The sequence below is a fragment of the Streptomyces sp. NPDC052396 genome, from assembly GCF_044593195.1.
Taxonomy (GTDB): domain Bacteria; phylum Actinomycetota; class Actinomycetes; order Streptomycetales; family Streptomycetaceae; genus Streptomyces.
On sequence record NZ_JBIUAW010000004.1, the window covers coordinates 442,941 to 463,095 of the forward strand.

Genomic DNA, 20,155 nt, shown 5'->3' on the forward strand with positions numbered 1-20,155 from the left:
CGGAGAGGGCAGCCTCACGGTTGGGGCCACGGGCGGCGCGCGGGTGGGGATGGCCCGCCGCAGGCGCCCGCAACCCGCGGCCGGAATCCGGCAGCATGCCCGAACCAGGCCCGGGCCCGGACGCACCACGGGGGTGCGCGTCCGGGCCCGGGCTTATCCACAAAGCCCCGGTCCGCCCCCCGTCGTACGCTGGAGTCGCACCCGGCCCGTCCCTCGACGAGCCGGGCGGTTCGCGTTGTCCACCCCTGGACGGGATGCCCTTTATGAGCCTGCACGGTCTGCTCGACGCCGTCGTCAACGATCCGGCGCTCGCCGAGGCGGTCAAGGCCGCGGCCGACGGCAACCGGCCGCACCTGGACCTGGTCGGCCCGCCCGCCGCCCGGCCCTTCGCCATCGCCGCACTGGCCCGGGACGCCGGGCGGCCGGTCCTCGCGGTGACCGCCACCGGCCGGGAGGCCGAGGACCTCGCGGCCGCCCTGGGCTCGCTGCTGCCGCCGGATGCCGTGGTGGAGTACCCGGCCTGGGAGACCCTGCCGCACGAGCGGCTCTCCCCGCGCTCGGACACCGTCGGCCGCCGGCTCGCCGTACTGCGCCGGCTGGCCCACCCGTCCCCTGACGACCCCACCGCGGGCCCGGTCAGCGTGGTGGTCGCCCCGGTCCGCTCGGTGCTCCAGCCCCAGGTCAAGGGGCTGGGTGACCTGGAGCCGGTCAGCCTGCGCAGCGGGCGGAGCGCCGACCTGGAGGAGGTGGTGGACGCGCTGGCCGCGGCCGCCTACGCCCGGGTCGAACTGGTGGAGAAACGCGGCGAGTTCGCGGTCCGCGGCGGCATCCTGGATGTCTTCCCGCCCACCGAGGAACACCCGCTGCGCGTCGAGTTCTGGGGCGACGAGGTCGAGGAGATCCGCTACTTCAAGGTGGCCGACCAGCGGTCCCTGGAGGTCGCCGAGCACGGTCTGTGGGCGCCGCCCTGCCGGGAGCTGCTGCTGACCGACCAGGTGCGCGAGCGGGCGGCGGCCCTGGCCGAGGACCACCCCGAACTGGCCGAGCTGCTGGGCAAGCTGGCCGAGGGCATCGCCGTGGAGGGCATGGAGTCCCTGGCCCCGGTGCTGGTGGACGACATGGAGCTGCTGCTGGATGTGCTGCCGGCCGGCAGCATGACGGTGGTCTGCGACCCGGAGCGGGTACGCACCCGCGCCGCCGACCTGGTGGCCACCTCCCAGGAGTTCCTCCAGGCGTCCTGGTCGGCCACCGCCGGCGGTGGCGAGGCACCCATCGATGTGGGCGCGGCCTCGCTGTGGGGCATCGCCGATGTCCGCGACCGGGCCCGCGAACTGGGCATGATGTGGTGGTCCGTCAGTCCCTTCGCGGCCGATGAGGATGCGGACAGCGACACCCTCACCCTGGGCATGCGCGCCCCCGAGACCTACCGGGGCGACACCGCCCGCGCCCTGGCCGACACCAAGGGCTGGCTGGCCGAGGGCTGGCGCACCGTCTTCCTCACCGAGGGCCATGGCCCCGCCGCCCGTACCGTCGAGGTGCTCGGCGGCGAGGGCATCGCCGCCCGGCTGGACGCGGACCTGCCCGAGCTCTCCCCGTCCGTGGTCCATGTCTCCTGCGCGAGCCTGGACAACGGCTTTGTCGACCCGGCCCTGAAGATCGCGGTGCTCACCGAGACCGATCTGTCCGGGCAGAAGGCGGCCAGCAAGGACATGGGCCGGATGCCGGCCCGCCGCCGCAAGACCATCGACCCGCTGACCCTGCAGGCCGGCGACTTCATCGTCCATGAGCAGCATGGCGTGGGCCGCTATCTGGAGATGGTCCAGCGCACCGTGCAGGGCGCCACCCGGGAGTACCTGCTGGTGGAGTACGCCCCGGCCAAGCGAGGCCAGCCCGGCGACCGGCTCTACATCCCCACCGACCAGCTGGAGCAGGTCACCAAGTATGTGGGCGGCGAGTCCCCCACCCTGCACCGGCTGGGCGGCGCGGACTGGACCAAGACCAAGGCCCGGGCCAAGAAGGCGGTCAAGGAGATCGCCGCCGACCTGATCAAGCTCTACTCGGCCCGGATGGCCGCCCCCGGCCATGCCTTCGGGGCGGACAGCCCCTGGCAGCGTGAGCTGGAGGACGCCTTCCCCTACGCCGAGACCCCGGACCAGCTCACCACCATCGCCGAGGTCAAGGAGGACATGGAGAAGTCCGTCCCCATGGACCGGCTGATCTGCGGCGACGTCGGCTACGGCAAGACCGAGATCGCGGTGCGCGCGGCTTTCAAGGCGGTGCAGGACGGCAAGCAGGTCGCCGTGCTGGTGCCCACCACCCTGCTGGTGCAGCAGCACTTCGGCACCTTCTCCGAGCGCTACTCCCAGTTCCCCGTGGTGGTCAAGGCGCTGTCCCGGTTCCAGACCGACACCGAGGCCAAGGCCGTGCTGGAGGGCCTGCGCGAGGGTTCGGTGGACGTGGTCATCGGCACCCACCGCCTGTTCTCCTCCGAGACCAAGTTCAAGGACCTGGGCCTGGTCATCGTGGACGAGGAGCAGCGCTTCGGCGTCGAGCACAAGGAGCAGCTGAAGAAGCTGCGCGCCAATGTGGATGTCCTGACCATGTCGGCCACCCCCATTCCGCGCACCCTGGAGATGGCGGTCACCGGCATCCGGGAGATGTCCACCATCACCACCCCGCCGGAGGAGCGCCACCCGGTGCTCACCTTTGTGGGGCCCTACGACCAGAAGCAGATCGCCGCCGCCGTCCGCCGTGAACTGCTGCGCGAGGGCCAGGTCTTCTACATCCACAACCGGGTGGAATCCATCGACCGGGCCGCCGCGCGACTGCGCGAACTGGTGCCGGAGGCCCGGATCGCCACCGCCCACGGCCAGATGTCGGAGTCGGCGCTGGAACAGGTGGTGGTGGACTTCTGGGAGAAGCGCTTCGATGTCCTGGTCTCCACCACCATCGTGGAATCGGGCATCGACATCTCCAATGCCAACACCCTGATCGTGGAACGCGGCGACAACTTCGGCCTGTCCCAGCTGCACCAGCTGCGCGGCCGGGTGGGCCGCAGCCGCGAGCGCGGCTACGCCTACTTCCTCTACCCGCCGGAGAAGCCGCTCACCGAGACCGCCCATGAGCGACTGGCCACCATCGCCCAGCACACCGAGATGGGCGCCGGCATGTATGTGGCGATGAAGGACCTGGAGATCCGTGGCGCGGGCAACCTGCTCGGCGGTGAACAGTCCGGCCATATCGCGGGCGTTGGCTTCGACCTGTACATCCGCATGGTCGGCGAGGCGGTGGCCGACTACCGCGCCTCGCTGGAAGGCGGCGCGGAGGAGGCCGAGCCGCCGCTCGAGGTGAAGATCGAGCTGCCGGTCGACGCCCATGTGCCGCACGACTACGCGCCCGGCGAACGGCTGCGCCTGCAGGCATACCGCGCCATCGCCGCCGCCAACAGCGAGGAGGACATCAAGGCCGTCCGTGAGGAACTCACCGACCGCTACGGCAAGTTGCCCGAGCCGGTGGAGAACCTGCTGCTGGTCGCCGGCCTGCGTATGCTGGCCCGGGCCTGCGGGGTCGCCGACATCACGCTCCAGGGCTCCAACGTCCGCTTCGGCCCGGTGGAGTTGCGCGAGTCCCAGGAACTGCGGCTGAACCGGCTCTACCCGCGCACGGTGCACAAGCCCGCCACCCGGCAGATCCTGGTGCCGCGCCCGGCCACGGCCCGCATCGGCGGCAAGCCGCTGGTCGGCCGGGAACTCCTGGCCTGGACCGGGGAGTTCCTCACCACCATCCTCGGCTGAGGCCGGCCCCGGCCGGGGGCGCCGACATGGGCTAAGCGGACCGCTTGAGCACCGTGTAGCCGCCCCCGCTCCCCAGGAGCCGGTAGGACGTCCCCGGGTGCATCTGCTGGGTACCGGCTATCAGCTCCTGGGGGGTCCTGCCGTCGGTGATGTGCAGGGCGACATAGTCCGGGGCGATGCCCCGGGTGTCCCCTATCCACAGCACCCGGCAGCGGCTGACCAGACGGCTGATGGGGCCTATGTCCGACTCCACCGTGGCGTTGTCGGGTATCCGGTCCAGCAACTGCTCGGCCGCCTTCACTGCCGGGGGAGTGCGGTAGGTGTCGGGGAGGGTCAGGCTGTAGAGCGGCAGCGCCGAGCTGAGCGAGAGCGCCGCACCGGCCACCGCCGCCGGCAGGTGGTTGGCGTAGGACCGCAGCCAGGGCTTGCCGGCCTCGTGGGCTTTGGCGAGCGCATCGGTCAGGGCGATGAAGACGATGGGCATCAGCACCGCGTTGTAGTGCCAGTCGGTCCCCCAGTAGTGGTCGTCATGGGATAGGAAGCGCCAGCCCAGCGTGGGCAGGGCGACGATCAGCAGCGGCGAGCGCAGGGCCAGCAGTCCGGTGGTGGGCAGCAGCACCCACAGCAGGGTGCGTATCGCGGTGAGTACCGGGATGGTCGGGGCGGGCCCGTCGCCGTTGACCTTGTTCCAGTAGTCGTAGGAGCCGGTGGAGTTGAAGGCCGGGATGAGCAGGGTCAGGGTCAGCACGGTGGCTGCCAGACCGAAGGCCACCACCCCCAGAGCCAGGGCGGCCCGGCGTGAGTCGCGGGCTGAGTCGCGGCGCAGGGGCCGCAGGCGTATCAGGATCACCACACCGATCGCGGCCACCGTGACCCCGAGGTCCTCCTTGACCAGAACCAGCGGCAGGGCCCACAGCACCGCGGTCCGCCAGCGGCTGCGTACCAGGGCTTCCAGGGAGAAGGCCAGCAGCGGCATGGCGAAGGCGATCTCATGGAAGTCGAAGTCGACCGCGCGCTGTATGCCCCAGGACGCCCCGTAGGCGATGCCTATGGCCAGCCCGCGTGCCCGGCCCAGCAGTCCGGCGGCGAGCCGGGTCACCGGCACCGCGGACAGGGCGAAGAGCAGGGCTTGGGCTACCAGAAGGGTCACCGGGGTCGGGAAGACCCGGTAGAAGGGCGCTATCAGTACGGTGACCGGGCTGAAGTGGTCTCCGAGGATATTGGTGCCCGGGCCCTTGAGATCGACTATGGGCGCCTGGAGGTGGGCGTAGGCCCTTATGGCCTGTTCAAAGATGCCCAGGTCCCAGGACATGGTGAGCATCTGCCGGTTCCGGCACAGGGACAGCAGGGAGTAGAGGACGAAGAGAGCCCCGGCCACCCAGTACGGGTCGAGTCGTGGTGCCCGCAGGGTGGTGCCCCAGGAGCGGCTTTTGCCCGCGATCTCGGCCGGGCCCGGCCCCGGCGCCGACACGGCGGCTGCGGCCGAGTCCATGGTGGTCCTTTCCTTCGACTGGTCGGTGGGACGACTGTCGAAAAGATACGCGGACACCACCGACCATCAGGCATCCCGCAGGTGAGGACGCCGTCGGTCCGGCCGGATCAGCCGGCCTGCTTCCAGTCGGTGCATCCACTGGTCTTGAAGTAGGCGTCGTCGGCGCTGATCGTCACCAGGCCGTTGCCGGTGACGTTCTCATTGGCCGCGATGGAGTCCGTCCCATGCAGGGCGTCCTTGGCGCGCTCCCAGTAGCAGCCGTCCTTGTTGCCCTGGGACTTGTAGGTGCCGGGGGCTATGTCGACGCCCACCCGGTACATGCCGTTCCCGGCGAACTCCGTTCTACGGCTGCCGGTCGAGGGCCTGGTGGCGGGGACCAGGTTCCAGCCCTTGCAGCCCTGCGTCTTGAAGACCTTGTCGCCGGCCTCGACGGTCACATAGGAGGAGCCCACCACATTGTCATTGGCGATGATCGAATCCGCGTCGCCCGTGGAGTCCTTGAGGCGCTCCCAGTAGCAGCCCTCCTTGTTCCCGGCCGAGAGGTAGGTGCCGGGCTTGATGTCGGAGCCGACCTGGAAGGTGCCGTTGCCGGAGAGATCCGCCTTCCCGCCCTTCCCCTTCTCTTTCTCCTTGCCGGCCGCCTTGCCGTCCCCGGTGCCGGAGGCGTGATCCGCGGACCGGGCGGAGGTGCCGGTCTTGTCCTCGTCATTGCCGCCGCTTCCCGTGGCGGCGCCGATGCCCACCACCACGACCAGGGCGCCGATCCCGGTGAGGACCTTGTGCCGGGCGAACCAGTTGCGCTGCTTGTGCGGGGCGGGCTGCGGGGCGTGCTGATACATGGCGAACACCTCTCGGCGCGGACTTCGTGAACCAACGGGTCAATCACAGCAGAGGCTGTTAACCGAGTCAACCAGGTTCACGCGAAGAGGTGAGTTCACGGCTGTGAAGTGGTGGCGGCCGGATGTGGGCCCCTATGCTCGGCAGCACATCGATCGGATACGCACACACAGCGAGTGGGAGGGGAGCCCGGTGGCCGAGAACGCAACGGAAGTGACCGCGGCCGGAATCGCCCGGCTGGCCGGGGTGGGGCGCGCGGCGGTCAGCAACTGGCGCCGCCGCCATCTGGATTTCCCCCAGCCCATCGGCGGCACCGACACCAGCCCGACGTTCGACCTGGGAGACGTCGAGCAATGGCTGCGCCACCAGGGCAAGCTCGCCGAGGTCCCGCTGAGCGAGCGGGTCTGGCAGCAGCTGACCGGCCATCCGGCCGGTGCACTCACCGCCCTCCGGTACGCCGGATCCGTGCTGCTGCTGATCCGCGACCGGTCGACCGCCTGGCTGGAGCTGGCGGCACTCTCCGATCTCAAGCTCGCGGAAGCGCTGCCCACCGCCCTGGAGTCGGTGCTGGCCGCCCGGCTCGGTGAGGCGCACCCGGTCGCGGTCCCCACCCCGGCCGAACTCGCCATCTCCACCGCACTGGTGCGCGGCGCCGCCGAACTCGCCGCCGCGCGCGGCACCGCCCCGGTCTTCGAGTTCCTGCTCAGTCGCCACTTCGACGCCAACCCCCGGCAGAACGCGGTCACGCCACCCGGTCCCGCCGAGCTGATGGCCGCCATCGGCCAGGGCGCGATGGACCGGCAGCGCCCGCGCACCGTGCTCGACCCCGCCTGTGGCACCGGCGCCCTGCTCAGTGCGGCCGAGCCGGCCTCGCCCGCCTCCGCGGTGTTCGGCCAGGAAGCCGACCCGGACCTGGCGGCGCTCAGCGCCCTGCGCCTGGCCCTGCAGACCGATGCCCAGGTGCGGATGCGGGCCGGCGACAGTCTGCGTGCCGATGCCTTCGGCGAGTTGGCCGTCGACACCGTGCTCTGCCATCCGCCGTTCAATGAACGCAACTGGGGCCATGAGGAGTTGGCCTATGACCCACGCTGGGAGTATGGCTTCCCCGCCCGCACCGAGTCCGAGCTGGCCTGGATCCAGCACGCCCTCGCCCGGCTGCGGGACGGCGGCACCGCGGTGCTGCTGATGCCGCCGGCCGCGGCCTCCCGCCGCTCCGGCCGCCGCATCCGGGCCGACCTGTTGCGCCGCGGTGCGTTGCGGGCCGTGATCGCGCTGCCCGCAGGTGCCGCCCCGCCCTATGGAATCCCCCTGCATCTCTGGGTGTTGCGGCGGCCCGGCGCCCAGCCCTCGCCCGGTCCGCGGCTGTTGCTGGTGGACACCTCCGACCTGGCGCCGGCCGGCCGGGACAAGCTGCCCTGGCAGGCCGTGCGTACCGCTGCCCTGGACGCCTGGGAGGAGTTCGACCGGACGGGCACGGTGGAGGAGCAGCCCGGACGGCGCCGGTCCCTGCCGGTCATCGAGTTGCTCGACGATGATGTGGACCTCGCCCCCGCCCGCCACCTCCCGCCGGTCGCAGCCGGCGGTGGCGTGGCCGATCTCGCCGGTATCCACGACCGGCTGACCGCTGCCCTGCGGCGCACCGGAGAGCTCGCCCCGGTGCCGCCCGCCGCGCCGGACGAGCCCGCCCGGTGGCCCACCACCACCGTCGGTGAACTCGCCCGCGCCGGAGCCCTGGTGCTGCGGGCCGGCGGTCCGGGTGCCACTTCTGGAGCCGATGCGCCGCCGGTGCTCACCGACTATGACGTCAGGGCGGGCAGCGAGCCGACCGGCGCACTGCCCGAGGGGCCCGCGGAGGAGCCGGTGCTGGTCGAGGCCGGTGATGTGGTGGTGCCGGTGGTCGGTGACGGCACCGTGGCCCGGGTGATCGACGAGGCGACCGCCGGAGCCGCACTGGGGCGGGGCCTGTTCCTGCTGCGCCCCGATCCCTCCGCCCTGGACCCCTGGTTTCTGGCCGGTTTCCTGCGGGGCACCGCCAACCAGCGCCAGGCCAGCAGCTATGCGTCCACCGCCACCCGGCTCGATGTGCGCCGGCTCCAGGTGCCCCGGCTGCCCTTGGCCGAACAGCGCCGCTATGGCGCCCGATTCCAGGCCCTGGCCGGCTTCGAGGAGGTGTTGCGCAGCGCCGAGCGGCTGGGCGGGCAGCTGATACAGGGGCTCTATGACGGGCTGACCGGCGGCGCCGTCAGACCGGAGTGAGCAGGGTGGTTTCTGTCACGCCGTCTGATCCCCGCAACCCCAGGGTAGTTGGCGGGGTCGCTGGATAGGCTCTGACTCATCCAGCACTCCAGGAGTAGCAATGACCGGCCCCGGTTCCGCGCCGCCGCCCCACCGCAGGGGGAGACCCATGGTGATCGCCACCAGGGTGGTCATCGTCGCCCTCACCGTTGGCACCGTCTTCCTGGTGAGCTGGGTACCGGTGCTGCGGGTGGCCATCCTCCGGCGCAGGCCCCGGGACTGGGCGCTGTTCTGGGCGGTGCTGGTGCTGTCCCTCGCCTGCCTGGCCTCGCTGGAGTCGCGGCTGTCCAAGACCGTCTGGCCGCACATCGGCATGGCGACGGACATCTGCCTGGGGTGTGCCGCCATCGCCTACTACCTCTGGTTCGACATACGCCACCATCGGCCGCCCGTCCGGAAGACCGGTATGGCCCACCCGGCCGGTCCGCTCCCCGGCCATCCGGCGGTGCCCGGGCCCGCCGGCTACCCGCCCTATGGGCAGGCAGGTGCGGCCCAGCCGCCGCAGCCGATGCCCGCGCAGCCGCCGCATCTCCAGCCACCGCAGCAGGCACCGGTGTTCTACAGTGCCACTCCCGCCCCTCAGCAGGCGCCATATCCACCGCGACCGCCCCAGCGCATTGACCAAGTGCGCGCCGAGCTGGATGAGTTGAGCCATCTGCTCCGCAAGGAGCCCAGGGATAACAGGGACAGGGAGCAGGGCCGGTGAACGGGCGTCTGATCGCCGGCCGGTATGAGCTGGCAACGCTCATCGGCCAGGGCGGTATGGGTCAGGTGTGGACCGGCTACGACCGGCGGCTGGACCGCCGCATCGCGGTGAAGCTGCTGCGCCCGGACCGGATGGCGGGCTCCACCGACGGTGCCGACGAGCTGCGCCGCCGCTTTGTCAGGGAGTGCCGGGTCACCGCCCAGGTCGACCACCACGGCCTGGTCACCGTGCATGACGCGGGCAGCGACGGCGAGGACCTCTATCTGGTCATGCAGTATGTGGACGGCGCCGACCTCGCCGACCATCTGGCAGAGCATGACCCCTACCCCTGGCCATGGGCCGTCTCGGTGGCCGCCCAGCTGTGCTCGGTGCTCTCCGCGGTGCATGCGGTGCCCATCGTCCACCGCGATCTCAAGCCGCGGAATGTGATGGTGCGCCCCGATGGCTCGGTGCTGGTGCTCGATCTCGGGGTCGCCTCGGTCCTGGACACCGACACCACCCGGCTCACCCGTACCGGCTCGCCCATCGGCAGTCCCGCCTATATGGCCCCGGAGCAGGCCATGGGCGGCGCCGTCGGGCCGTACACCGATCTGTATGCGCTCGGCGTCCTGCTGCATGAACTGCTCAGCGGGCAGGTCCCGTTCGCCGGTTCGACCGCGCTGGGGGTGCTGCACCGCCATCTCTATGAACCGCCCGTCCCGGTCCGGCAGGTCCGCCCCGAGGTGCCGGCCGCGCTGGAGGAGCTGGTGCTCAGGCTGCTGGCCAAGGACCCCCAGGGCCGGCCCGCCGATGCCCAGGAGGTCTACCGGGCGCTCGCCCCGCTGTTGCCCGCCCCCGGCCAGGCCGTCACCGGTCCGTATTCCGGTGGGCCGGTAGGCCCGATGAATCCCACCCGTCCCTTCCTTCTGCCGCACGCTCCCTGGCCCGACCGGCCGGTCGCCGCGGCTGCCATGCCCGTCCCCGTTCCGCCCGTCCCCGCTGCGCCCGTCCCCGTTCCGCCCGTCCCTGCTCCGGCCGCTCCGCCGCCCGCCGCCCCCGCCGGCCCGGATGTCGCCGAGGCGGTGGAGGAGGTCAAGCGGCTGCTGGACCAGGGCGGCATCACCCAGGCCGTGGATCTGCTGGGCGCCATCCTGCCGGCCGCCGCCCGGGAGCACGGCGAGCGCTCCGCGGTCGTCCGCACCTTGCGCAAGCAGTACGCCGCCACCCTGATGGACGACGGCCAGTACCGGCGCGCCCTGCCCGAACTGCGGTGGCTGGCCGAGGAGTACGCCCTGGAGTCCGGCCCGCACGCGGCCCGGCAGGTGCTGCGTTTCCGGTATGACGCGGCGCAGTGCCTGGAGCAGCTGGGCGAGGCGGTCGGCGCGCTCAGCGAGTACCGGGTCCTGCTGCCGCACTTCCAGAACGACCCGGCCGACCCGGCCACCCCGCTGGAAGTGCGGCGCCGGATGGCCCAGCTGCTGCTGTCCCTGGGGGACCGGCAGGCCGCCAGGGACACCCTGGCCGCCCTGCTGCACGACGCCGAGCGGCTGTATGGGCCGCACCATCCGCTGCCCGCCGAGATCCGACACACCCTCAGATGGCTGGGCGAAGTGCACGCCTGAGGACGGGAGATCGCCTTGGCGCACCTCAACTCCCGGCGAATCGTTGGTCGAATCAGTGGCCTGGGCCAGCTGGACTCCCTACCATCGATCAACGCCAGGACGATCGACGCACCGCCGCACGATCACTGCCGGGAGGCTCTATGATCCGCCGAAGGACCGCCGCGCTCTCCGTCTCCGCCGGGCTGCTGGCCCTGGCCCCCGCGCTCACCGCCTGCGGCTCCGCCGCACACCCGGGCGCCGCGGCCATCGTGGGCAAGGACCGCATCACCGTCTCGCAGCTCCAGCACCAGGTCGAGGATGTACGTCAGGCACAGCGGTCCTCCCCGCAGGCGGAGCAGCTGGTCGCCAACAGCGCCCGGCTCAGCCAGGACACCCTGGTCCGTCTGATCCAGTACCGGATCGTGGCCAAGGCCGGCCGGGACAATGGCGTGAACATCACCCGCAGCGACCTCCAGCAGGAGCGCGCCCAGGTGGAGCGGGCCAATGGCGGTGCCGAGGCGGTGCGGGCCCGCTTTCTGGCGCTGGGCATCGCACCCGGCCAGATCGACCAGGCGCTGGCCATGGACCTGGTCCGCACCCGGCTGGACGGCAAGCTCGGCGCCGCCCGCACCAATCAGGTGCTGATGCGGACCTCCGAGGATCTGCGGGTGGACATCAACCCCCGGTACGGCACCTGGGACGCCAAGCGGGGCACCGCCGGCCCGGTCCAGGAGCCCTGGCTGCGGGCCGCCCTCCCGGCCGCCGACCGCCCGGCCTGACCCGCGCCCGCCGCCGTCGCCTAGGCTCGGCAGGGTGAACGACTCCGCATCCGGCCGCATCGTCCTGCTCACCACCAGCCACCGGGTCGCCCCCGGGCTGTTGTCCTGGCCGGCCTGGCAGACGCTGCGGGAGGCCGACCGGGTCCTGTGCGCCGACCCCGGCCATCCGCTGCTGCCCTATCTGGCGGAAGCGGGAGTGGCGGCCGAGCAGACCGCGCCCACCGCCCGTGAGCTGGTGGACTACTGCCTGGCCGGCGGGCGCGACGCCGTGGTGGTGACCTCGGCGGCCGGCGAGTCGGAGCTCACCGATGGGCTGGCCCGGCTGGCCGGTTCGGGCCGGGAGACCATGCCCGCCCTGGAACTGCTGCCCGGCTCCTACGACCTGCCCGGCGCCCGGCTGCTGGACCTGGTGCAGGTGATGGACCGGATCCGGGTGGCCTGTCCGTGGAGTGCCATCCGCACCCATGAGGACCTGGGGAAGTACGGCCTGGAGGAGATGTACGAGCTCATCGAGGCCATTGAGACCGGTGACCGGGAGGCGCTGCGCGAGGAGCTCGGGGACGTCCTGCTCCAGGTGGTCTTCCATGCCCGGATCGCTCAGGACGACCCGGACGAGCCGTTCTCGGTCGACGATGTGGCGGGCGGCATCGTGGACAAGCTGATCCACCGCCATCCCCATGTCTTCGGTGACGAGAAGGCCGAGACGCCCGAGGAGGTCAAGGCGCACTGGCTGCGCCGCAAGGCGGCCGAGAAGGGCCGGGAGTCGGTCACCGAGGGCATCCCGCTGGGCCAGCCGGCGCTGGCGCTGGCCGCCAAGCTGGCCTCCCGGGCCCGTACCGAGGGCCTGGACATCACCCTGCCGGCCGGGGACGGCGTGGGCTACGAGCTGCTGGCGCTGGCGGTGCGGGCCGAAGCGGCCGGGGTGGAGCCGGAGACTGCGCTGCGCGCGGCCGCCCGTACCTACCGGGACGCCATCCTGGCGGCCGAGCGCGCACGGTCCTCGCGGGCCTGACCGCCTTGACCGTCCGGTGCGCCCTGACTGTCCTGTGGTCCCTCCCGCCGGTCAGGCGGTCCTGGCGGCGGCCCGGGTGAGGCGGTCGGCGGCCGCGGCCAGCGCCCGGTCCACGGCCTCACGGTTGTGCTTGCTCTCCGCGGGGTGGCTCTCCACCAGCGTGGTGACCGCGCCATGGCTGCGCACGGTGGCCAGGTCGAAGTCCATCCGGATGTCGTCGACCGTGACGCTCACCGAATAGGCGAGCGCGTCCTCGCCATAGCGCGGGACATCATGCGTTTTCACCCGCAGGGTGGCCGGGTTTCCCGCCAGGGTCCCCTGGAAGCTGCCGCATTGCTCCACGGCGGCGCGCAGTCTGCGCATGCCCTGCTCGGCGCGCTCCCTCGGGTAGCCGCTGACGTCCTGGGCCAGGCCGGTGGCCTGCCCCTCGTCGTCCTGCTTGCTGAACAGGCGGTGCGCGTGGGTGATGTACTCGCCCTCCAGGCGGCCGGTGTTGACCACCGCGGCCAGCGGAAGACAGTGGGCCTTGACCCCCTTGAGCTCGGCCTTTTCCCGGTGTCCCGTCTTGTGTCCGGTCTTCCAGCCCTTGGGCAGGTCCCGGGTGCCGAGCAGGGCGTCCCGTGCCTGGCCGGCGGTGATGTGCGCGGAGCGGGCGGCCGGGCGGGGCACCGGCCGGGCGGCGTTGTCGACCGCGGACTTGGGGGTTTCCGCTCCGCCGCAGGCGGTCAGCAGCAGGGAGGAGGCGGTGAGTGTGGTGAGCGTGATTCGGCGGGCGGGACGAGTAAGCACCGGCAATATCCCTTATCTTTGGACTTGTACCCATTCAGCGCATTTGTGGTCTTGACGGAGCGGGCGATGGGTACCCGGAGGCCATGGTGATGAAACACATCGAAATCGCCCTTCCCGCCTATCTCGGCGGCATCGCTCCCTTTATCGTCGGGATCGCCGTCGCCGTTCTGCTGCTGCTCGCCTTCGTCTACGGCATGCGGTGGCGTGACCGGGAGCCCGCGCCGCCCTCCGCCCCGCAGCGGCGGATGGGTTCCTGGCGCACCCCGGGCGAGGACGGCCAGCCGCCGGCGGAGAACCACGGTCCGGGGCACGACGATGACGAGGACACGGTCGGATATGTCACCGAGCACCGGGCGCCGGAGGACATTCCCCCAGGTCAGCCCGAGCGGCTCCTGCCGCATGAGCTGAGCCCCGGCAGTCACCCGGAGGAGCTCTCGGAGGAGCGCAAGAAGTGGCACCCCGGCGGCAGTGGCTCCTTCGGCAGCGGTGGCGCCGGCCGGCACTGACGGCGGTGACGGCACTAGTAGCGTCGAGGGTGTGCACAACAAGAACGACAACCACACGGGTAGCGGCGCCGGCCCGATGCCCCCGCTGTTCACCTGGGAATTCGCGAGCGACCCCTATCCGGCCTACGCCTGGCTGCGCGAGCATGCGCCGGTGCACCGCACCACCCTGCCCAGCGGCGTGGAGGCGTGGCTGGTCACCCGCTATGCCGATGCCCGGCAGGCGCTCGCCGACCAGCGGTTGTCAAAGAACCCGGTGCACCACTCCGAGGCTGCTCATGGCAAGGGCAAGGTCGGCATTCCGGGCGAGCGCAGCGCCAACCTGATGACCCACCTGCTCAATATCGACCCGCCGGACCACACCCGGCTGCGCCGCCTGGTGTCCAAGGCGTTCACCCCGGGGCGGGTCGCCGAGTTCGCGCCCCGGGTGCAGGAGCTCACCGACCGTCTGATCGACGGCTTCGCCGGACGTGGTGAGGCGGACCTCATCCATGAGTTCGCCTTCCCGCTCCCCATCTATGCCATCTGCGACATGCTCGGGGTGCCCGCCGAGGACCAGGACGACTTCCGGGACTGGGCGGGCATGATGATCCGCCACGGCGGCGGGCCGCGCGGCGGGGTGGCCCGGTCGGTGAAGAGGATGCGGACGTATCTCGCGGAGCTGATCCACCGCAAGCGGGAGGATCTGGGTGAAGACCTCATCTCCGGACTGATCCGGGCAAGCGACCACGGCGAGCACCTCACCGAGAACGAGGCCGCGGCCATGGCCTTCATTCTGTTGTTCGCCGGTTTTGAAACAACTGTGAACCTGATCGGTAACGGAACCTACGCCCTGCTGCGCAATCCGGGGCAGCGGGAACGGCTGCAGCGGGCACTGGCCGAGGGCGATGAGAGCCTGCTGGCCACCGGTGTCGAGGAACTGCTGCGCTATGACGGCCCGGTGGAGCTGGCGACCTGGCGGTTTGCCACCAGGGAGCTGGTCATCGGCGGGCAGCGCATCGCCGAGGGGGACCCGGTCCTGGTGGTGCTGGCCGCCGCCGACCGGGACCCGGAACGGTTCGCCGGCCCGGACACCCTGGACCTCGCCCGCGCAGACAACCAGCACCTGGGCTACGGCCATGGCATCCACTACTGCCTGGGTGCCCCGCTGGCCCGGCTGGAGGGTCGCACAGCCCTGGCGACTTTGCTGCGGCGCCTCCCTGACCTGCGGCTTTCCGTCGATCCGGCGGAACTGCGGTGGCGCGGCGGCCTCATTATGCGCGGACTGCGCACCTTGCCGGTGGAGTTCACCGCGCGGCCCTGATGACCCGGCGTCAACTGCCTTTATCGCTACGTGACCCGCGATACACCGGGTTGTGACAACCGGAAGCCGTCGCTATGTTCGTCGGTCATATTCGCCGCCGAGCGCTTCCGGGCGCCCGCCGAGTGCTGCCCAGTGCTGCCCAGTGAAAGGTCATCGCATGCTTTCCGGTTCCGGCCGACATCGCCGTCCCCGTCAGATCCCCGCCCTTGTGGTCGCCGCGGGGGTGACCGGAGCGGGGCTCGCCATGCCGCTGATGGCCGCCTCCGGCGCCCAGGCCGCGGACGCCGCGACCTGGGACCGGGTGGCCCAGTGCGAGAGCGGCGGCCTGTGGAGCGCCGACTCGGACAATGGCTTCTATGGCGGGCTGCAGCTGACGCGCTCGATGTGGGAGCAGCACGGCGGTACGGAGTTCGCGCCGCGCCCCGACCTGGCCAGCCGCGCCCAGCAGATCGCGGTCGCCGAGCGGATACTCGAGGACCGCGGCCCGTATGCCTGGCCCAGCTGTGCACTGGACTCCGGCCTGGTCAAGGACGGCCCGACGCCCAAGGTAGATCCGGGTGGCGATGCCGACTCCGCGGATACGCCCCGTACCGCGCCGCACCACAAGGCACCCGACGCCTCCCCGGCCACCCCCGACAAGTCCGCCCCCGGCCCGTCCGAGTCCGGGAAGCCCGGTACGCCGCAGGGTTCCGATTCCTCGGTGCCGGCCCAGAAGCCGGACCAGCGGCCACCGGTCAAGGACGGTGACCAGCCCACCGGCAAGCACCGCAAGCCGACGTCCGGCCCGTCCGCCGACCCCTCGGTGCCGCCCGCCCGGAAGCCCTCGGCGGACCCCGCCCCGTCGCCCTCCAGCAGCTCCGCCGACCCGGGCGCGAACTCTGGTGACCGCACCTCCGGGCAGGACGCGCAACCCGGAGCGGAGGCGAGTGCGGGCATCGGCAACCACCGTGCGGACTCCCCGGGTTCGGGCGCGGACCGCGCATCGCGCGGTGGTGCGGAGGCGCGCACCGAACCGCCGTCTGCAAACGACTACACCGTGCGCCCCGGTGACAACCTGTCAGTCATCGCGGAGCAGCATTCCGTCCAGGGTGGCTGGCATCGGCTGTACCGCGACAACCAGAAGACGGTCGGGAGCGATCCGGACCTCATCCTTCCCGGTCAGCAGCTCGAACTGAAGAAGTAGCGGGGCTGTTTGGGTCGAATGTCCGTTCCGGCGGAAAGTGAGACATGGGTCTCTTTGGCATTCGTCTCAAAGTCGGCGGCCGGAAACCAACGGACCGTCTCCGACCTGCGAAAACAGCTGTTTTCAGCCGGGGTGGAGACAACTGGGTGGCTGAAAAGGAGGGTTTGAACCGGTCGGCCGCCTGTGCTTAACGTCATCACCGCTCGCCACCGCGAGCACCACGGTCGTCACGCCGAATCCTGCCGGCGGCCGGGGGAGTCGTCGCGCAAGCGCCGTAGGCAGGAGCGGGGGAACCAAGGTAAGGCGCCGTAACGGGCCGCCGGTCGAGGACCGGAGGGCCGGGACGGCTAGGGGTGAAGCCGAGCGAGCGCAAGCCGCACGGCCGGGCAACTCACGCCCGAACCCGACAGCTCACCTCGTAGGCGCCGGTGAGGAAACCGACTTATGTCCAAGGGCAAGCATCGTCGTCCGAACAAGGCCGTCCGCATCGCCACGCTCGCCGGTGTCACCGGTGCCGCTGTCGCAGCTCCGCTGATGGCCGCCACCTCCGCCCACGCCGCCTCCGTCACCACCTGGGACCGCGTGGCCCAGTGCGAGTCCGGCGGCAACTGGTCCATCAACACCGGCAATGGCTACTACGGTGGCCTGCAGTTCTCGCAGTCCTCCTGGGAGGCCATGGGCGGTACCAGCTACGCCCCGCGGGCCGACTTGGCCAGCAAGAGCCAGCAGATCGCGGTCGCCGAGAAGCTGCTCGCCGCGCAGGGTCCCGGTGCCTGGGGCTGCGCCAGTGAGGGCGGGCTGAGCCGTGGTGGCCCGGCCGCCGACGTGGACACCTCCGGCTCCACCGGCCACACCTCGACCCAGAGCCACGCCGACCGCAGCGAGCGTCACTGGACGCCCAAGCACGCCGCTCCGCAGCAGCAGGACGACAGCGACGACGAGGCTCCGGCGCCCAAGCAGAGCGCGCCGCAGCACTCCGCCCCGAAGTCCGTGAAGACGGGCGACGGCGAGTACCAGGTCAAGGAGGGCGACACCCTCGCCAAGATCGCCGAGGCCAAGAAGGTCAAGGGCGGCTGGGAGAAGCTCTACGAGCGCAACAAGGACATCGTGGAGAACGCCGACCTGATCTTCCCCGGCCAGAAGCTGCACCTCAGCTGACCCAACGGCCAACCGGACCGCCCCGTTTCGATGCGTCTTATCCCCCCGAGCCGCATCGGAGCGGGGCTCCGGCGTTCTCCGGGGCCTGCCATGCGGGTTCCCGCTTCTTCGTTCAGCGAACACAGGAAGCGGCCATTCCTCCCGCGATCTCGACGTTTGCGGCTTTTTTCGTTTTGCGCGGTGGTCCTACGGCGGGTGGACCCGCCGGGGCCCGTTAGGCTCATGCTGCAGAACTCCAGACCCACACGAAGGAGACCCTCGTGCCGTCCATCGACGTCGTCGTAGCTCGCGAGATCCTCGACTCGCGAGGCAACCCCACGGTCGAGGTCGAGGTCGGCCTCGACGACGGCTCCACGGGCCGTGCCGCCGTGCCGTCCGGTGCCTCCACCGGCGCCTTCGAGGCCATTGAGCTCCGGGACGGGGACAAGAACCGCTACCTGGGCAAGGGCGTGGAGAAGGCGGTGCTGGCCGTCATCGAGCAGATCGGCCCGGAGCTGGTCGGCTATGACGCCACCGAGCAGCGCCTGATCGACCAGGCCATGTTCGACCTGGACGCCACCGACAACAAGGGCTCGCTGGGCGCCAACGCCATCCTGGGCGTCTCCCTGGCCGTGGCGCACGCCGCCTCCGAGGCCAGCGACCTGCCGCTGTTCCGCTACCTGGGCGGCCCCAACGCGCACCTGCTGCCGGTGCCGATGATGAACATCCTCAACGGCGGTTCGCACGCCGACTCCAATGTGGACATCCAGGAGTTCATGATCGCGCCGATCGGCGCGGAGTCCTTCTCCGAGGCGCTGCGCTGGGGCACCGAGGTCTACCACACCCTCAAGAAGGTCCTGAAGACCAAGGGTCTGGCCACCGGCCTCGGCGACGAGGGCGGCTTCGCCCCCAACCTGGGCTCCAACCGCGAGGCCCTGGACCTGATCCTGGAGGCCATCAAGGAGGCCGGCTACACCCCCGGCCAGGACATCGCCCTCGCCCTGGACGTGGCCGCCTCCGAGTTCTACAAGGGCGGCAAGTACCTCTTCGAGGGCAAGGAGCGCTCCGCCGAGGAGATGACCGCGTACTACGCCGAGCTGGTCGAGGCGTACCCGCTGGTCTCCATCGAGGACCCGCTGTTCGAGGACGACTGGGCCGGCTGGCAGACCATCACCGAGCAGCTCGGTGCCAAGGTCCAGCTGGTCGGTGACGACCTGTTCGTCACCAACCCCGAGCGTCTGGCCCGTGGCATCGAGGAGGGCGCCGCCAACGCCCTGCTGGTCAAGGTCAACCAGATCGGTTCGCTGACCGAGACCCTGGACGCCGTGGAGCTGGCCCAGCGCAACGGCTTCAAGTGCATGATGTCGCACCGCTCCGGCGAGACCGAGGACGTCACCATCGCCGACCTGGCCGTCGCCACCAACTGCGGCCAGATCAAGACCGGTGCCCCGGCCCGCTCCGAGCGCGTCGCCAAGTACAACCAGCTGCTGCGCATCGAGGAGATCCTCGACGACGCGGCGGTCTACGCGGGCCGCAGCGCGTTCCCCCGGTTTCGCTCCGCGAACCAGTAAGCACAGCAGGGGCTGACAACTCCTCAGCTTCACCCCGTCCTCGGCCATGGTCCCGTACCGTGGCCGAGGACGGCTTTTGCGTCCGTACCGGACCCGTCCGTAACCGGACCCCAGGGGAGGCGATGTGGCGGCGGAACGGTTTTCCACCGCGACCAGGCTCAAGGCACTCGGCACGGTGCTGGTCCAGGGGCCGGATGCCCGGGCCCGCCGCACCGGGCCGCCCCGGCGCAGCCGGCTGACCGGCCGGGCGGCGCTGCTGGCACTGGTGGTCTGTTCGCTGGTCGTCGCCCTCGCCTACCCCATGCGCCAGTGGGTCACCCAGCGGTCCGACATCGACGACCAGCGGCGGCAGTCCGAGCACGCCCGCCAGGAGGTCAAGCGGCTGAGCGACGAGAAGGCCCGGCTGGAGGACCCGGCGTATGTGGAGCGGCAGGCGCGTGAGCACCTGCACTATGTACGCCCCGGCGAAACCGGCTACACCGTGCTGGACGGCAGCGGCGCCGCCAAGCGGCCCAAGGACCAGGGGGCGGCCGACCGGCCCTGGTACCGCAACCTCTGGGACGGTGTGGACGCGGCCGACAACCGCCGCTGACCCGCCCCCAACCATTCACCCGACCGGACCGAGCACAAGCGAGCCCATGGAAACCCCTCCTCCCCAGACCGAGCCCACCGAGCCCACCGACGCCGACATCGCCGCCTTCCAGGCGCAGTTGGGGCGCCCGCCGCGCGGTCTGCGCGCCATCGCGCACCGCTGCCCGTGCGGCAACCCCGATGTCGTGGAGACCGCGCCGCGGCTGGAGGACGGCACGCCCTTCCCCACCCTCTATTACCTGACGTGCCCGCGCGCGGCCTCCGCGATCGGCACGCTGGAGGCGGAGGGCGTGATGAAGGAGATGAACGAGCGGCTGCAGACCGACCCGGAACTCGCCGCCGCCTACCGGGCCGCGCACGAGGACTACATCCGGCGCCGGGACGCCATCGAGGTGCTGCAGGGCTTCCCCAGCGCCGGCGGCATGCCGGACCGGGTCAAGTGCCTGCATGTCCTGGTGGGGCACTCGCTGGCGGCCGGGCCGGGCGTCAACCCGCTGGGCGACGAGGCGATCGCCATGCTGCCGGAGTGGTGGCGCAAGGGCCCGTGCGTCTCGCCGTGCGGGACCGAGGAGTAGTCCCCGTC

General features: G+C 71.2%; 16 protein-coding genes and 1 riboswitch. Of the genes, 13 read left to right on the plus strand and 3 right to left on the minus strand.

Annotation, left to right across the window (positions count from 1 at the left end; all coding sequences use genetic code 11):
* Window positions 1–263 precede the first annotated feature (263 nt).
* Window positions 264–3,794 carry a transcription-repair coupling factor gene (mfd, locus tag ACIHFE_RS13385; RefSeq protein WP_400105975.1) on the plus strand — a complete coding sequence of 1,177 codons (3,531 nt, stop codon included), beginning with the start codon at window positions 264–266 and terminating at the stop codon, window positions 3,792–3,794.
* A 31-nt stretch (window positions 3,795–3,825) separates the two neighbouring features.
* On the opposite strand, the gene ACIHFE_RS13390 is transcribed toward mfd, so the two are convergent.
* Window positions 3,826–5,286: a DUF2079 domain-containing protein gene (locus tag ACIHFE_RS13390; RefSeq protein ID WP_400105976.1), complete on the minus strand. Its 1,461-nt coding sequence runs from the start codon at window positions 5,284–5,286 to the stop codon at window positions 3,826–3,828.
* A gap of 107 nt (window positions 5,287–5,393) precedes the next feature.
* Window positions 5,394–6,125, minus strand: coding sequence for a hypothetical protein (locus ACIHFE_RS13395; RefSeq protein ID WP_400105977.1), 732 nt, complete (start codon window positions 6,123–6,125; stop codon window positions 5,394–5,396).
* Between the two features lie 190 nt (window positions 6,126–6,315).
* Between ACIHFE_RS13395 and ACIHFE_RS13400 the strand changes: the two genes are divergently transcribed.
* From ACIHFE_RS13400 to ACIHFE_RS13420, 5 genes are all read left to right on the plus strand, one after another.
* The gene (locus ACIHFE_RS13400; protein WP_400105978.1) at window positions 6,316–8,379 is read left to right on the plus strand and encodes an N-6 DNA methylase; all 2,064 of its coding nucleotides are present in this window, start codon (window positions 6,316–6,318) and stop codon (window positions 8,377–8,379) included.
* 148 nt (window positions 8,380–8,527) lie between these two features.
* The gene (locus ACIHFE_RS13405; RefSeq protein ID WP_400105979.1) at window positions 8,528–9,124 is read left to right on the plus strand and encodes a hypothetical protein; all 597 of its coding nucleotides are present in this window, start codon (window positions 8,528–8,530) and stop codon (window positions 9,122–9,124) included.
* Window positions 9,121–10,725, plus strand: coding sequence for a protein kinase (locus ACIHFE_RS13410; protein WP_400105980.1), 1,605 nt, complete (start codon window positions 9,121–9,123; stop codon window positions 10,723–10,725). The genes ACIHFE_RS13405 and ACIHFE_RS13410 overlap by 4 nt, the downstream gene beginning before the upstream one ends.
* A 140-nt stretch (window positions 10,726–10,865) precedes the next feature.
* Window positions 10,866–11,483: a SurA N-terminal domain-containing protein gene (locus ACIHFE_RS13415; protein ID WP_400105981.1), complete on the plus strand. Its 618-nt coding sequence runs from the start codon at window positions 10,866–10,868 to the stop codon at window positions 11,481–11,483.
* 34 nt (window positions 11,484–11,517) lie between these two features.
* On the plus strand, window positions 11,518–12,495 hold the full coding sequence (locus ACIHFE_RS13420) for a nucleoside triphosphate pyrophosphohydrolase (RefSeq protein ID WP_400105982.1): 978 nt from the start codon (window positions 11,518–11,520) through the stop codon (window positions 12,493–12,495).
* A gap of 51 nt (window positions 12,496–12,546) precedes the next feature.
* On the opposite strand, the gene ACIHFE_RS13425 is transcribed toward ACIHFE_RS13420, so the two are convergent.
* On the minus strand, window positions 12,547–13,284 hold the full coding sequence (locus ACIHFE_RS13425; RefSeq protein WP_400105983.1) for a hypothetical protein: 738 nt from the start codon (window positions 13,282–13,284) through the stop codon (window positions 12,547–12,549).
* A gap of 89 nt (window positions 13,285–13,373) precedes the next feature.
* Here ACIHFE_RS13425 and ACIHFE_RS13430 point away from each other — a divergent pair, with 89 nt between their 5' ends.
* From ACIHFE_RS13430 to ACIHFE_RS13460, 7 genes are all read left to right on the plus strand, one after another.
* Window positions 13,374–13,790, plus strand: a complete 417-nt coding sequence (locus tag ACIHFE_RS13430) for a DUF6479 family protein (RefSeq protein ID WP_400105984.1) — start codon at window positions 13,374–13,376, stop codon at window positions 13,788–13,790.
* Between the two features lie 76 nt (window positions 13,791–13,866).
* A complete protein-coding gene (locus ACIHFE_RS13435) occupies window positions 13,867–15,090 on the plus strand; it encodes a cytochrome P450 (protein WP_400106076.1) in 1,224 nt (407 codons plus the stop codon).
* 157 nt (window positions 15,091–15,247) lie between these two features.
* Window positions 15,248–16,273: a transglycosylase family protein gene (locus ACIHFE_RS13440; RefSeq protein WP_400105985.1), complete on the plus strand. Its 1,026-nt coding sequence runs from the start codon at window positions 15,248–15,250 to the stop codon at window positions 16,271–16,273.
* 260 nt (window positions 16,274–16,533) lie between these two features.
* Window positions 16,534–16,713: riboswitch (cyclic di-AMP (ydaO/yuaA leader) on the plus strand.
* Between the two features lie 4 nt (window positions 16,714–16,717).
* On the plus strand, window positions 16,718–17,431 hold the full coding sequence (locus tag ACIHFE_RS13445) for a transglycosylase family protein (protein WP_400105986.1): 714 nt from the start codon (window positions 16,718–16,720) through the stop codon (window positions 17,429–17,431).
* 260 nt (window positions 17,432–17,691) lie between these two features.
* Window positions 17,692–18,981: a phosphopyruvate hydratase gene (eno, locus tag ACIHFE_RS13450; RefSeq protein WP_400105987.1), complete on the plus strand. Its 1,290-nt coding sequence runs from the start codon at window positions 17,692–17,694 to the stop codon at window positions 18,979–18,981.
* Window positions 18,982–19,105: 124 nt separating this feature from the next.
* The gene (locus tag ACIHFE_RS13455; RefSeq protein ID WP_400105988.1) at window positions 19,106–19,573 is read left to right on the plus strand and encodes a septum formation initiator family protein; all 468 of its coding nucleotides are present in this window, start codon (window positions 19,106–19,108) and stop codon (window positions 19,571–19,573) included.
* Window positions 19,574–19,619: 46 nt separating this feature from the next.
* Window positions 19,620–20,147 (plus strand): DUF501 domain-containing protein, encoded by a 528-nt coding sequence (locus ACIHFE_RS13460; RefSeq protein ID WP_400105989.1) that lies wholly within the window; start codon window positions 19,620–19,622, stop codon window positions 20,145–20,147.
* The last annotated feature ends 8 nt before the right edge of the window (window positions 20,148–20,155 follow it).